This window comes from Azospirillum sp. B506 (assembly GCF_000333595.1).
Classification (GTDB): Bacteria; Pseudomonadota; Alphaproteobacteria; order Azospirillales; family Azospirillaceae; genus Azospirillum.
In genome coordinates, this window is the sequence record NZ_BADK01000648.1 from 1 (window position 1) to 15,079 (window position 15,079).

General features: G+C 62.8%; 6 protein-coding genes, 1 CRISPR repeat array and 1 other annotated feature. Of the genes, 2 read left to right on the forward strand and 4 right to left on the reverse strand.

Annotated features, from left to right (window positions below; all coding sequences use genetic code 11):
• Positions 1 to 319 (forward strand): CRISPR-associated endonuclease Cas2 (gene cas2 / locus I71_RS19240; protein ID WP_375731207.1); only part of this gene is annotated, 319 nt, incomplete at its 5' end.
• Between the two features lie 231 nt (positions 320 to 550).
• Positions 551 to 3,406: a CRISPR direct-repeat array (repeat unit 37 nt; unit sequence CCCTTCCTGGACGGAAACGCCCAGGCCTCATTGAAGC).
• 85 nt (positions 3,407 to 3,491) lie between these two features.
• Positions 3,492 to 4,723, forward strand: a protein-coding gene (locus I71_RS19250) for an IS3 family transposase (protein WP_375731208.1) whose coding sequence is annotated in 2 segments (ribosomal slippage) — positions 3,492 to 3,789 and positions 3,789 to 4,723 — 1,233 coding nt in all. Because the reading frame shifts where the segments join, the coding sequence is not laid out codon by codon here.
• Positions 3,776 to 3,892, forward strand: a sequence feature (AL1L pseudoknot). It overlaps the preceding gene by 117 nt.
• Here the strand turns inward: I71_RS19250 and I71_RS19255 are convergent.
• From I71_RS19255 to I71_RS19270, 4 genes are all read right to left on the reverse strand, one after another.
• A complete protein-coding gene (locus I71_RS19255) occupies positions 4,693 to 5,694 on the reverse strand; it encodes an IS5 family transposase (RefSeq protein WP_042696618.1) in 1,002 nt (333 codons plus the stop codon). The genes I71_RS19250 and I71_RS19255 overlap by 31 nt on opposite strands.
• A gap of 227 nt (positions 5,695 to 5,921) precedes the next feature.
• Positions 5,922 to 7,454, reverse strand: coding sequence for a glycosyltransferase family A protein (locus I71_RS19260; RefSeq protein WP_042696620.1), 1,533 nt, complete (start codon positions 7,452 to 7,454; stop codon positions 5,922 to 5,924).
• Between the two features lie 32 nt (positions 7,455 to 7,486).
• Positions 7,487 to 14,521 (reverse strand): hypothetical protein, encoded by a 7,035-nt coding sequence (locus I71_RS19265; RefSeq protein WP_148294285.1) that lies wholly within the window; start codon positions 14,519 to 14,521, stop codon positions 7,487 to 7,489.
• Between the two features lie 36 nt (positions 14,522 to 14,557).
• Complete coding sequence (locus I71_RS19270) at positions 14,558 to 15,073, reverse strand: hypothetical protein (RefSeq protein WP_042696624.1); 516 nt, start codon at positions 15,071 to 15,073, stop codon at positions 14,558 to 14,560.
• Between the last annotated feature and the right edge of the window lie 6 nt (positions 15,074 to 15,079).

Sequence of the window (15,079 nt, forward strand, 5' to 3'; positions counted from 1 at the left end):
CGATAAGCGAGAGAGGCTGCCGATGGCTGGCAACGAGCGTCTTTACATCGTGACCTACGACATCGGCGACCCGAAACGGGGGCGGCGGGTATTCAAGGCGATGGAGGGGTACGGCCGCTGGCTTCAGCTTTCGGTATTCCAATGCCGCCTGACCCCGCGCCGTCGAGCAGCCTTGGGCGCCCGACTGGACGGTCTGATCAAGCCGTCGGAGGATCATGTCCTGATCATGGACATCGGTCCGGCTGAAACAGTGGATTTGCGAATAGAGAGCCTTGGCCGTCCATTCGACACGATCCGGCGCGAGGCGATCGTGGTGTGAACATGGTGGATGATGCTATGCTGGATGTTCGCCGCCCCTTTTTGCGAGGGGTCCAGCACGCATGAAAATGCCGGCACCGCTCGAATTTGCCAAGTGGTTGCCCGCACTCGGTTCTTTGACATCGTGAAGAACGAATGTGGATCAGAATCAGGCTTGGCGATCCAGGAAATGCGATACCCCTCGAAGTCCGCGTCGTTTTCGGCTATAAAATAAGAGGGTAGAGTGGTGGCCCCCTTCCTGGACGGAAACGCCCAGGCCTCATTGAAGCCACCACCCCCCCGCCTGAGGCCGCCATGACCGACCCCCCTTCCTGGACGGAAACGCCCAGGCCTCATTGAAGCTTCACGTCCCGCCGCGCAGGAGTCCCGCCCGGTGGTTCCCTTCCTGGACGGAAACGCCCAGGCCTCATTGAAGCCGGACACCTGAAGGCCAACACACCCGGACTGGAGCCCCTTCCTGGACGGAAACGCCCAGGCCTCATTGAAGCCCTCCGAAGCCGTCCGCCTGATCCGCCAAGCCACGGCCCTTCCTGGACGGAAACGCCCAGGCCTCATTGAAGCAGGGCTGGCGGTCTTCAGGCCGTATTGCAGGTTGGCCGCCCTTCCTGGACGGAAACGCCCAGGCCTCATTGAAGGCGGGCTGGCGTCGCGTCATGGTGCAAGGGATGGCACCCCCTTCCTGGACGGAAACGCCCAGGCCTCATTGAGGCCGGTAGCCGGGACCGCAACAAAGATGGACTCCCCGCCCTTCCTGGACGGAAACGCCCAGGCCTCATTGAAGGACAACCACTTCTGTGGTCTCCGGCGTCACCTACACGGCCCTTCCTGGACGGAAACGCCCAGGCCTCATTGAAGGCCTCGTTCCGGAGCCGCGCGTCGAAGTCCGACATGACCCTTCCTGGACGGAAACGCCCAGGCCTCATTGAAGGAGAGGACCCCTAAACGACGTTACCCCGATTATAGCCCCTTCCTGGACGGAAACGCCCAGGCCTCATTGAAGGGGCACTGTTCTCATGGTGGCAACCCCCTTGGAAGTGTCGCCCTTCCTGGACGGAAACGCCCAGGCCTCATTGAAGGCCGACCGACACGGATGATGGTCAGCATCGCCGGCATGCCCTTCCTGGACGGAAACGCCCAGGCCTCATTGAAGGACGCGCCGCGGCCGGCCGGCCGGCGTCGACGGCGATGCCCCTTCCTGGACGGAAACGCCCAGGCCTCATTGAAGCGACGGAAGTTCCGCACCCGATCCTCTGTGCCACCGCCGCCCTTCCTGGACGGAAACGCCCAGGCCTCATTGAAGCCACCAAGACTGTCGGCTCCACCGTCACCCGTGCGGCAGCCCTTCCTGGACGGAAACGCCCAGGCCTCATTGAAGCCAAACAACGGAGGTCTCTCTCGGGATGCTATCGGGTTCCCTTCCTGGACGGAAACGCCCAGGCCTCATTGAAGCTTCCACACGGGCGGCGAACGTCACGTCGGATCGCAGCCCTTCCTGGACGGAAACGCCCAGGCCTCATTGAAGCCCGAGCGGGCGCAGAAGGAGCTGCGGGCGCAGAAGAAGCCCTTCCTGGACGGAAACGCCCAGGCCTCATTGAAGCCATCGAGCACGGCGGCGATCGGCTTGGCGGCGCGCGCCCCTTCCTGGACGGAAACGCCCAGGCCTCATTGAAGCCAGCGCCCCTTCCCGCGCCAGACGGCACAGGTCGATCTTCCCTTCCTGGACGGAAACGCCCAGGCCTCATTGAAGCAAATATCGGCATCTGTAACTCGCACAGCAGGTCGGCACCCTTCCTGGACGGAAACGCCCAGGCCTCATTGAAGCAAGCGGCTGGCGCGGTCCCTGGATGTCCACGTCATCCCCTTCCTGGACGGAAACGCCCAGGCCTCATTGAAGCCGGATAGACCGTCCTGATCGCCGGATCGGCATCGGCGCCGCCCTTCCTGGACGGAAACGCCCAGGCCTCATTGAAGCAGCCATGACTTCAGGTGCGCCAGCGCCTCGTCCGATCCCTTCCTGGACGGAAACGCCCAGGCCTCATTGAAGCGCCGTGATGGTCGTGCCGCCCGCCGTGGTCACGCACTCCCCTTCCTGGACGGAAACGCCCAGGCCTCATTGAAGCGTAGTGCTTGTGGCGGATGGCAGCGTCACCGGAAAGGCCCTTCCTGGACGGAAACGCCCAGGCCTCATTAAAGCCAGTTGTCGCTGAGCTGATCCTGCCATGCTGGGCTTTCCCTTCCTGGACGGAAACGCCCAGGCCTCATTGAAGCTGGCCCGGCCCGACGTTCATGACGAACAGGGAGAGGGCCCTTCCTGGACGGAAACGCCCAGGCCTCATTGAAGCCACAGCGGCAGGGCCTTGCCGGCTTCGAAGTACAACTCCCCTTCCTGGACGGAAACGCCCAGGCCTCATTGAAGCGCCAGCTGCTCCGGTTGCCGAGGCGCCGCAGGCCGAAGACCCTTCCTGGACGGAAACGCCCAGGCCTCATTGAAGCCTTCTGGATACATGCTGCAACGCGCATCTACTGGCGCCCTTCCTGGACGGAAACGCCCAGGCCTCATTGAAGCCGGTTGGGCTCGGGCTGGCCGAGCCGGAGGAACCCGCCCTTCCTGGACGGAAACGCCCAGGCCTCATTGAAGCATCGACAAAAGGACGCAGAACAAACTCCGCTGGCGCATCCCTTCCTGGACGGAAACGCCCAGGCCTCATTGAAGCATCGCGGCAGACGCCCTGCCAGCTTTCAAATCGGTGGCCCCTTCCTGGACGGAAACGCCCAGGCCTCATTGAAGCTCTAGAAAGGCCCCCTCATGACCGCCGCCTATTACCCCCCCTTCCTGGACGGAAACGCCCAGGCCTCATTGAAGCGTCGGGTTGGCGATGGTGGAGTTAGCGCCGATGGTTCCGCCCCTTCCTGGACGGAAACGCCCAGGCCTCATTGAAGCTCGTCGCCGGCGCCGATCGCTGCCCGCGTGATGGTCCCTTCCTGGACGGAAACGCCCAGGCCTCATTGAAGCAACGGCGCCAACGCGTCCATCCTGCTGAGCAAGCGCAGCCCTTCCTGGACGGAAACGCCCAGGCCTCATTGAAGCTCTGTATCGTGGTTTGTTGGGCGGGTGACGCCTGAACCGCGCCGGGTTTGTCGGAGGCTCCGTTTCTTGAGAGACTGGGGTCATCATGACGAAAGCGGCATCACGCAAATACGCTCCTGAAGTCCGCGAACGCGCGGTTCGGATGGTGTTCGAACACGAGGGGGATCACGCCTCGCAGTGGGCGGCGATCGGCTCGATCGCGGCGAAGATCGGCTGCACAGCGGAGACGTTGCGGGGCTGGGTCCGGCAGGCTGAGCGCGACCAAGGCAAGCGGCCTGGCCCGACGACGGATGAGCAGGAGCGGATCAAGGCGCTGGAACGTGAGGTGCGGGAACTGCGCCAAGCGAACGAGATCCTACGCAAGGCGTCGGCGTATTTCGCCCAGGCGGAGCTCGACCGCCCGTTCCGGAAATGATCGCCTTCATCGACGCGCACCGCGCCGTTCACGGGGTCGAGCCGATCTGCCGAGTGCTGCCGATCGCCCCGTCCACCTATTACGCCCATGCCGCCCGACAGGCCGATCCGTCCAAGGCGCCGGCCCGCTCGCGAAGCGACGCCGAGCTGAGTGGGGCTATCCGGCGGGTCTGGGACGCGAACTTCCAGGTCTATGGGGTACGCAAGGTCTGGCGGCAGTTGGGGCGGGAGGGCATCGACGTGGCACGCTGCACGGTGGCCCGGCTAATGCGCCAGATGGGCCTGAAGGGGGCAACGCGCGGCAAGGCGGTGCGCACCACGATCAGCGACCGGGCGGCGCCGTGCTCTGCTGACCGGGTGAACCGGCAGTTCCAGGCGCCGCGTCCGAACGCCTTGTGGTTGGCTGATTTCACGTACGTATCGACATGGCAGGGCTTCGTCTACGTAGCCTTCGTCATCGACGCCTTCGCGCGCCGCATCGTCGGCTGGCGGGTGTCCAGCACAGCCCATGCCGGCTTCGTTCTGGATGCGCTCGAACAGGCACTTCACGACCGCCGGCCTGCCAAGGGCAGTGGCCTCATCCATCACTCCGATAGCGGATCGCAATACGTTGCGATCCGCTACACCGAGCGTCTCACCGAAGCCGGCGTCGAGCCCTCCGTGGGCAGCGTCGGCGATTCCTACGACAACGCCTTGGCCGAGACCATCAATGGCCTCTACAAGACCGAGGTGATCCGCCGCCGGGGACCATGGCACACCCTGGAGGCCGTCGAGTTCGCAACCCTGGAATGGGTCGACTGGTTCAATCACCGCCGCCTCCTCGAACCCATCGGCAATATACCTCCCGCCGAGGCCGAAGCACGCTACTATGCTCAAGTCGAGGACGTCGCCATGGCGGCGTGACTCAACACAAATGGCCTCCAGGAAACCCGGGACGGTTCAGTCATCCGATTGATGACGGCGCAGGCGGCCCGAGCCTCGGCTTTCTGTGCGGGCAGAGTCCGAGCGCGCAGGCTGCGTCCGATGAGAACTTTGTACCGGAGCATGGCCACCTCAACGAGAGATCGCCGTCCGTAGTGGACGGTCCGTTGCCAGCCCCGCCGACCACGCTCCTTGATCGTCTGGATGTGGCGGTCACGCCGGGTGGGAACCGTGTCGGCGGTGTCGCTCGGCGCCGCGGTCGCGCGCGGCGGGATGATCACTTCGGCGTCCGCGGCACGCTCGGCGATGGCACGATAGACGGGCTCGCCATCGTACGCGCCGTCCGCCAGGACCGTACCGATCGGGCAGGTGATTTGGTCGAGCAGCGGCCCGACCAGCGAGGCGTCGCCCTCCTCGTTGCTCGTCAGCTCCGAGGCGAGGATCGCGCCGGTCGTGGGATCGACGCCCAGATGCAATTTCCGCCAACTCCGACGCGCTTGGCCGCGGTGCCTCTCCAAGTGCCACTCGCCCTTGCCGAACACCTTCAGCCCGGTGGAGTCGATGACCACGGTGGCCGGCCCGTCCGTCGCCGCCAGGGCCGACGCCACCTCCAGCTTGGCGCTGCGCCGGGAAAACGCCGTGTGGTCCGGGACCGACAGTTCCAAGCCGAGCAGGCGCATGAGCGAGCCCAGTAAGCCCTCGGTCTGCCGCCACGGCCGGCCGAACGCCAAGCGCAGCATCAGCCCGGCTTCGACCGCGATGTCCGCGTAGCGGGAAGGCCGGCCACGCCGCCCCGTGGCGGGTGGCGTCCACGCGGCGATCGCCTCCGGCGTCACCCAGATGGTCAGGTCTCCGCGTCGGCGCAGCGCCGCATCGTAAGCTGCCCAGTTCTCAACCCGATAGCGGGCCTTCGGGATCTTGTGACGACGGCTTTCGTTCGCCTTGTACGGCATCCAGCTCTCGGCTCCAGAAGGGGCCAATCCTTTACCCGCAGCCCTCTTCGATTGCCAGTCTGCCGATTTGTGCACCAACGTCGTCCGTCGCGCATACCTGAAAATGCCGCTTCCCCAGATCGATCGCCACCAGATAGGTCTCGGCCATGCTGCCCTCCATTGCAATGTCAGACAAACACCGCATCCTGGCACACTCCGATGCCGAGGATAGGGGGGCATCCACACCATCAGTTCAGATTGCCGTTGTGGACGGATGCCAGAAGGTCGTCCGCATCGACGATGGAGTGCGCAAAGCATCCGGCGTCGATCATCAACCGCAACGACGGGTAATCCGGATGGGATGGGGTGACGACATCCATGGCAACGGCCGGCAGCTCGTCCCTCTCGGCGGGCCGACGGAACCGAATCAGATCAAGATCAAGTGCCTCTCCCCAGACGACCATCCGGGGAATGTCGCGGAAATTGAGAGCGTGAACAATGAACTCGATGCCGAAGAAACCGATCTCACCCACATCGCGTTTGCTCCGACAATATTCCAGCAACGCGAGAGTTCGGGAAAAATCACCGGCGGGACGTACCCGATTATAGGTTTCCGCACAGGTCGCACTCAGTTGCACCCAGATCGCACGGACATGGCCTGACAACGAAAGCTGGTCCCAGCATGATGGACGGAATTTATCGGCATCGAGGCGCAAGTCTATCATGATGCCCGGTTGTGACCCTAGAACGCTTTCGATCATCAGCGGCCAGTCTGGCGCATCCGGCGCAATTGGCCCATCAATCATCGCCACCACCGGTGCTGTCGGCAGGGGGACATCATTGTCGAGCGCGACCTTCACGTCCTGGGGTGCCGACCTTGCGGATCCGACGGTAAGCGAGACGGTTGCGTCAACAGAACCCCTGTCGACTTCCTGCTGGCCTCTCAGGCGTCTCACGCCTTCGACATAGTCATCGATGGCTATGGACTCGCCGAGAGCCCGAAGCACGTTAGCAGCCGGGAGTCCGGTCCAACGAGGCCGGCAATTATTCCAGGTCCGCTTGAAATGCTCGCTATCATACGTGTTCTTGCCGTGTACAATATAAGTATAGAGTCGTGGCATCTTCAGCAGAACGACCCGTGCGCTGCGCTCCAGACGTGTAGTCGCAACCGTGTCCTCGCCACGCACCAAAGCCGGGTAGGCGAGCAAGGTCTTTTCGCACAGAATTGATCCTTCCCAGGCACGACGACCGGAGATACCGACCCAGCTTTGATCCACCCACCAGAAGATCCAATTGCTTAACATGCAGGCTTGGGCGCCACTGGCGACCAAAGCCTCCATCTGGCATTCCAGACGACGCGGATCATAGAGATCGTCATCGTCCCATTGGCAGGCATAGGGGCCGGTCGCAAGTGCAAGTGAACGATTGCGCGCCTCACCCAAAGTCGGAGCCGGAACGGCGGCACGTTCGACCCGGATCCGGGAATCACCCAACTTCGCAAGATAGCGGACAAGCTGGTCATCATGGCTATCGTCGATGACGATCAATTCCCGTGGCTCATAGGTTTGGCGGCGAAAACATTCGACCGCCAGCCGCGCCAAGGGGAAGCGGTTCCGCGTCACCATCAGGCAGGAAATCAGCTCGGTGCCGGTCGCTTTGCGAGCCGTGTCCACCCTATGGAACGGTCCGTCCTTGACTTGCATCAACTTGGGGTCGGGCCGACCCGTTTGAGGCCGGTCCAGCAGTTCCTTGTTCCCGTCCCAAGTCTGATGGTCGATCATTGGTGATTGTCCCTGCCCGTGGAGCCTCTGGATCAACCGCTGTTCCCGCTGTTCCACCACGAGCTGCCGCGCGGCTCGACATTGAACGGAACCGCTTGAAACATTAGAACGGGAAGCATCTGACCGGCTATAAGCCTGGATACCGTGAGATTCAAGCTGAGCACGCTTCCCGATGTGGGCAGCGTATTGCCTTCCAGCCAGTCCCTGATGGCCGCCGCCAGCCCCAGCGCCGGCGTTTGGTCCAGGCTGAGGTCGTTGGCGAGCAGCACCGGGCTTGACGCCATGGGGGAAACCAGAGGAGACGTCGAATCCATGTCCACCATGCCCCACACGGGGTATGAATAACTCACCACCACCTGAACCTGCACATTCATATAGGCAAACCCCTGGATGCCATCGAAGATGTCGCTCAGCGTCGCAACAAGCGAGTTGCCGGCCGGCAATGTGGGGATCGGCGGCACGGTAACCAGCGGAATGACGCTGTTGGCGAATTGCACGGAGCTGGTCTGATAGATGAAGGCAGGGTTGGTCGCCTCCGTCTCGATCAAAGAGGCGTTGCGACGGACCGCCAGACGAAATTGGACCGTATGGCAGGATGCCAGTGACAGGCCGCTCCACATGATGTCGAGCACAGTCAGTACCGGCGCCGAGTCGAAGATGAAATGAAAGTATTTCGGTCCGTCTGGCGACGCGCCGGATGATTCGGTCGTGACGGCGACTGGAACGACCGGATTTACCGTCGGCCAGTGGCTGGGCGGCTGATCGTCGCGACCCGCCGGATTGCCGGCCAGTTCGATCGTCAGGGCGTCCGGCGACGCGGGCGCGCTCAGGCCCAGGCAGTAGCTATCGATGACGGTCGCCACACCGGACTGCGCCGCCAGCTCCTGCTCGGGTGGATTGGCAAAAAGCGCCGTCCAGGCGTCGGCCACGGTGCAGACCAACGCCGCAAACTGCTGAAGAAGATCGAAGGATGCCTGCGGCGTACCGGTGGCGGTGGCTCCGAGCCCGTTGGCGACGAGTTCCGGGAATCCTTTGGCGATGTCAGGATAGGCCGCAATGAAGGCTCCCAACGCCCTGAACAACGCGTCGAGGGCTGGAGAGCTGGTGCCGCCGGCGCCGCCGCCACCCGGAGGCAGTATCCCATCATAAGCGGCATCAAACAAAAACTGGTCCTGTTGTTCGGTCCAGGCGTGTTGCACCGTCACCGTATAGTCCCAGGAAAGGTACGATTCGATCACTTCCGAAACGATGTCCCCCACGGCGCCGGAACCAGGTGGCTGCGGCGCCGCGGCTTGGTTCAGGAGCACGGGCAGGTCGGGTTCAAAGGAAAGCGGTATTGGAATCGGGGCCGACTCCGCAATCATCGGGCAGAGTTCGTCCTGGTTGGGCAGAACGAACTTCAGCCAGGATGACGGCGTGTAATCATCGGATTCCTGGTTTGGGTCGACGTCATACTGTAGATGGGGGATATTATAGTAGAGAGGAACATCTAGTACCTTTTGCGCCAATGGATTGCTGACAGTGACCAATATCGGCATCCACTGACCTGGGCTGGTCGCGCTCAGGGGCAGTTCGGCATTGGAAAAGGCAAATTGCTGCGCAGAACCGGCGCCATCAGACGCCACCGGCCCGTTCGGACTGACCGTTCCGTAGAGGCTTGGAGCGACACCCTCAGGATCGCCACCGCTGGTCCCCGCAATCGTGACATCGACCTGCGCCAGCACGATGGTGGAGATCCGATAGGCATCGGAAAGGCAGGTGAGCAACGCCTGTTGCAGACCGGCCCGCGCCTGTGCGATGTCCCCCTCTCCCGCCTGAGAGTCCAGAATGGTGTCGACACCACCGACGATCGCCGCGGCCAGTTGGGCCTTGGCCTGCAGGATGGAATCGAGGCAGCTGGATTGATTCGCCTCATCGAGCAGCCTGGCCGACACCGCAATCTCCGGCGTAAGAAACCCATCGACCGCTGTGAGAAACTGCAAGGCCCAAGCGTCCAGATCGATGTTGCTGTAGGCAAGCGCGCCGATCGTTCCGCTCATGGGCACCGTGGAAAGCGGCGCCAAACCAAAATAGATCAGCCCGGCGGAGCCCGGCGGGGGGGCGTTTCCGAACTGGACCGACAGGCCGGAGACGGCGCTCCAGCGCACCACCCACAGGCTTGGAACAGCGCCGGCGCCCCCCTGTTGCGCACCGCTGGCGGCCCGTTGGGCCAGCAGCAACTTGCCGGTTCCACCATCGAAGCCGGCGAAAGCCGACTCAAAATGGATTGCGAACCGTCGCAATTGGCTCTGCGGTCCGTCCGGGCTGGTGTCTCCCGTTTTGGCGGACACGCTCAGATCCGGTGGAATTGCCGCCGTCACCAACAGGGCCGCCGGTAGATTTTCCAACGCCAGGGCATCGACCAGTGCCTTCGGCCGCGCCACGGTGACGGACACGGTCAATGGGATGATATCGACCGTCAACGCGACGATATCATCGTAGGCGATCGGAAAATCATTCTGCCAGACGACCGGCGACATCGCCGCATCCCCATTGAAGGATCTGGAGAACGCTTTGATCGACACCAGGATTTCGCCCGCAAACGCCGCGAGCTGGTCGGTGATCCGCCACGCCGGCACCGTGTCCGGCAGCAGGTTGGTCGAGAGGGTGGCCACGACATTGGGATCGGTGAGCTGTGCACGGATCAGCTCGTACTTGGCGATCAAGCCATTGACGTTGCGCAGCACGGCGTCGCTGTAGGGCGACCCTCCGTCGGGAAGCAACGCTGAAAGGTCGAAAACACCGCGCAACGTCAGATCCGCCATGCCCGGCGTCGACGAGCCGCGCTCGACCGAATAGAACAGGTGCGCGCCCGGCCAGCCGGTCACACTGCACAGCGGATCGCTGTAGAGCGGCAGCACCGAAATTTCGAGGGGCGAGTCGCCAGCCGCCGCATTCCCGTAGATGTCGGCGATTTGGAATTGCAAGGTCGCCGGCTCGCCCACCACCCCGTAGGGGTTCGACTGACCTGCCAGAAAATTGGCCAGCGGCAGGGTTTGTTGGAAGCGCCAGGTTCCCCCCGGCGACGCGGACATCGACCCGGGCGCGACCGGCAAACTCCAGCCGGAAGCGTTGTAGGTTTTCGAGCCCAGCAATCTGTACTGCAGCAAATGATACAGGATGTTGACCGGTATCGGGGCGTCCTCGGCATCGGTCCACGCCGTCCAGTCGGCCAGGAACCCGACGGAACCCGGCGGGCACGTCGGTGCGCCGACGGTCGCCGGGCTTGCGCCGATCTGCACCGTCGCGTCGACCTGATGGTCCGTGACGCCGTCAAGGATCACCGAATTGAGATAGGCCGGCAAGGCAGGGCTTGAGAAACTGGGGCTGGCGGTGGTTTCGGACAGTTCGATCAGAATCGTCAGCGCCGCGACGCCGCCGCTGGTGCCCGCCAACGGCACGCTGCCGGACCCAGCCTGGTTGGCTGCCGTGTCACTGAACAGATCCGCCGGCAGGTCGCCCAGGGTGTCCGTCGCGTAGTAGAGATAGTAGCCGGGGGCCTGAACGACGCTCAGCTCCCAGACCAGCTGGAGAAAGCCATAAGGGTCGCCGGACAGGGTGGCACTGACGGGGCCAGCGGCTCCGATCGGGGCGCCACCGGACTCGAACAGCGCGGGCCGCCGCCGGTTCAGCAGGACCGTCGCGGCTCCACTCCCCGGCGTGTCGATCGTCGTCAGATTGGTCTTGACCAGCAGCGTCGCGGGGGACAGCGCCTGCGAGAGAGCGCCGCCGCCGGGAGGTGAATAGAGCAGGCTGAACGAAGCGCCGTTCAGGGAAGACGGATCCTGGAGCAGCAGGTAGAGCAGATCCCGGGTCGCCTCGTCGGTTCCGCCGACCTGATAGACATGGGGCAGGACCTGGGTACCCCCTCCTTGCCCCGGCGACGATGCCATCCCCGTTCCCGTCGCCTGCACGACCTGTTGCAGTGAAACCGGGATGGCGAGCGCCGCCCGCCCGACCAGCGGTTCGGTCGGCGAGCCGGCACCGCCCCGTTGCGACAGGAACAGGGTGGCGCCAGCGTTGTCCCGAATCAGTTGCAGCAACGTGGCCGTCAGCGAAAAGATCGTGCTGACGCTTGTCGATGAGGTGTCGGCGCTCCAGGCTTGGCTTTTACCGAGCGTCAGCGTCAATGGCAGGTTCAGAACCGCCGGCATCGCCGCCAGGGAGATGGAACCGGGTGGCGGGGACGTCTCCCCCGCAGGCGCCTGGATCGGGACCGGCGAGGACGGCAGGACAGATGGCACCGGCAGGCTGACCGTGACACCCGACGGGGAGGCGAAGGCCACCGGGCAAGGCAGCCCGGAGACCGCCGGCGCGGCGCCCAATGTGACCTCGATCACCTCACTCTCCGAGGACACAGGGATCAGCTGGCCGGTCAGCGCATAAAGGCCCTGGGTGGAAATCGTGCCGACTTCGTGCCCAATGGCGTTCACCGGAAGCGCGTCCAGCAGCGGCAATTGAAGCCCGTGCAGCATGAACCGCGCCGCAACCCCCGCCGCCGCCGCATAGTCAAAGGACGCGAGCACCTCGCTGAGCAGCTGCGCCGGCGTGACCGACGGCGCCAGCGCGATGGCGGCGTCCATGAGATCGAACACGGTCTGTTCCGGGGTGGCCCCGTCTCTGAGCCTGTCCTCCAGGCCGGCGACCCGCTCCAGATAGTCGCGCTCATGGTGCGATTGGGCCGTGCGCACCAGATCGACAAGCTCATGGAGCACGTAGCGCCCCACCAGCAGCATATAGTCGACAAAAACCAACGTCGCGATGCCGACGCTCTCGGTCAGGGCTGCCGGCCGCCCGGAAGCGAGCGACGGGTTGAGGGCCTTGAAATAGGCGGCCACCTCCGCCGGGTAGTCGATGGGAAGCATAGATTCCTGGTCGAAGATCACGCTGGAAGGTGATCCGCCCGAAACAACGACCTCCAACCCCGGCAATATGGGGATCGGGGTCACATAGCCAAAGGAGGCATTCTCTTCCATCGGCAATGGAAGAACCGTGATCTCCAGATTCTCTACCAGGAACGACGTGAGATTCTCTGCAAACTCCACATACCCCGTGCCGCCCACTTGTCCGACCGTCTCGAGCCACGCCAACGCCCGTCTGATTTGCTCCTCCAGCACGACCGGCGCCGGCGAACCGACGACCGTGCCGATCAGCCAATGCACAAGCTGTTGGACCAGAACAGGAAATCCGGTGGCGTCGGGGCCTGGGCTGCCCGCGCCGGCCGCCGGGGTTTCGGCCACGAGGCTGACCACCGCCGCCATCTGCGGCTGCGCTTGGGTGTAGAGGATGGTCGGCTGCAGGGCCAGATACAGGGTGAACGCCGGTTTGGGCGAGCCGCCGCTGCTGACCGGCGGTTGGGCAGGAACCGCGAAGCCGGCGCCCTGCGCGACGATCCGGTACACCGGCGTCATAGCCCGGTCGCGGCGGCGCGATCGGTCCAGATGCGCCAATTCCGCGTCGCCTATCGTCCAGTTCGGCCCCGCGGCGCTGGCGACGACGGTGGCGCCGCTGTTGATGACGGCGTCGTAGTTGACAGTGGTCGAGAACGACAGGCTGATCGTGAAGAACCCTACGGTGATGGACAATGAAACCGAGACCGACGCCGACGCCGTGACCTGCGTCGCGCATCCATTCTGAAAGGCGATCGCCGCCGACAGGCTGGCGCTTACCGAAAATGCCGCTGAAATTATCGAGAAATTGACGCTGCCCTGCACCAGCAGGGACAATGATGCGGTGCCGGCAAACCAATAGAGATCGGGCAGGTTGCTCAACTGACCGCCCGAGGGGCCATCGGAGGACCAGGCGAGAAGCCCCTGGAGCGTGGCCATCACCGTCACGTCCACCGTGGCGCTGAAAATACTCCAGCCGATTGCTTCCGATGCCGAGACGGAAAAGCCAATACCGAACTCCAGCACCGTGTCGTAGTTCGAGGGGATCGAGGCAATCTGGTCGGCACCGCTCAGGCTCGCGAAATAGAGACCGGCCTGACCGGTCAAGACATCCATTTGAAGGCCAATCGAGTTCCCGCCGAGCGGCCAACCGATGTTCACCTTGAAATTGCCGTTCGTGTACAACCAGATCGAAAAGCTCGGCAGGATCAAGATGAAGCCATCGAGCGGAATGCGTCGCATGGCCGTCGGCAAGGTCAACTCGCCGAAATAGACGCCAAGGTTATCACCAAGTTTCTGATAAAGAATTTCGAGAAGGAGACCGGAGAACGGCGTGGAAGGTGACGCGCCGGCGGTGATCTCAAGACCGTAGAAGGAAGGGTCATTAAAAACAATGCGCAGGTCCCAACCTTTGTAGCTGATGTCCGCCGCGACGAACCAGCCGCCGCCGGGCTGATAGAATTCGGTGGCGAGATTGGTCAGGATCTCGCTCGGATTGTCGCTTGCCAGTTGGGTTTCCAACTGTTGGAACAGGCCCGCCAGCGGATCGCTTCCCTGGATGGGCGCCGTGGGGCCGACGCGTTGCCCCAGCCCCAGGTAATTGACCCGAAACGCGCCGACGGACCCTTGAGCCGGCAATGGAAACGGATAGCTGACGATGTGCGGCTGCGAGCCGCCTGGACTGGCACTGGTGGGCACAAAGGCGATCGTCGCCTGCAGCGCCACGCCGCCTTGACCCGGCTCATAGCTGATGGAGACCGAGAATATCTCGATGGTCGGCTGGACGGTTATGATGATCCCGTCGCAGTCGGTCGCGCCTCCGATGCGGATCGGTTGCGAAAAAACGAGCTCCAACGCCGCCGCCCGGGTTTCGCTTCCGGGCGGCGATATCCAGAGCGTCGGCGTCACGGTCGCCGTCGACGACGGATCCGAAAGAACACTCCACGGCGAGCCGCTCAGATCCGGCAGGGATACGCCGAGGATGTCCTGAATTTCATTGTCGATCGCCTGCCAGATCTCGGAGAAGGACACCGGCTCGGAGGTCAGCGTGAAAGAAGCGGGCCCACCAAGCAGTTGAATGTTGAGAGTGGCGGGAATACCAAACAACTTTCCCGCCATATGAATCACAACATCAAACATCTCTGACCTGCCATGCCGGATTGTAACTTGATGGATTTATTTCCCGCTGTAGGAAATTAGAATACCGATGGAATCGAGCGACAGCCCAGCGAACAATTCATTGTTGGGACTCAAACTCGTTAGACTGAAGGTAACGCCAAGTTTGAATGTTTCACTCTTAGTGTCAATATCAAAAGTTGTAATTATGATCTCGCCCTGGGTGAAATCGTCAAAGAGCTGATACAGAATGCCGCCTTCTTGATAGACGGCGGCAGTTATTTCGTTATATTTATCTTGCAGGGTCGTCAGACTGAATTTTTCCGCCGCCCATTCGATAAATTCATTGATTGTACCAACAGATATAGGATTTGTGAGGGAAAAGACGACGCCATTCTTTTCCCAATTCTCGAACGAGTTGGAATTTATCGGGATCGGCCGGCCGTTGTATCCAAGGGTTGCGCCGATGCTGACGGTGAAGCCCGGTTGGGGAGTTCCGCTGGCGGCGTTGAGATTTGATACGAAGCCTGCGTTGATCCGATCTGAATTGAGGGCGCTGGGCGGTTTGGGCATCATGACCTC

What these genes read in the sequence shown, in the direction of transcription:
- I71_RS19255 (WP_042696618.1), bottom strand. Translation starts at nt 5,694, where the DNA reads ATGCCGTACAAGGCGAACGAAAGCCGTCGTCACAAGATCCCGAAGGCC.
- I71_RS19260 (WP_042696620.1), bottom strand. Translation starts at nt 7,454, where the DNA reads ATGATCGACCATCAGACTTGGGACGGGAACAAGGAACTGCTGGACCGG.
- I71_RS19265 (WP_148294285.1), bottom strand. Translation starts at nt 14,521, where the DNA reads ATGTTTGATGTTGTGATTCATATGGCGGGAAAGTTGTTTGGTATTCCC.
- I71_RS19270 (WP_042696624.1), bottom strand. Translation starts at nt 15,073, where the DNA reads ATGATGCCCAAACCGCCCAGCGCCCTCAATTCAGATCGGATCAACGCA.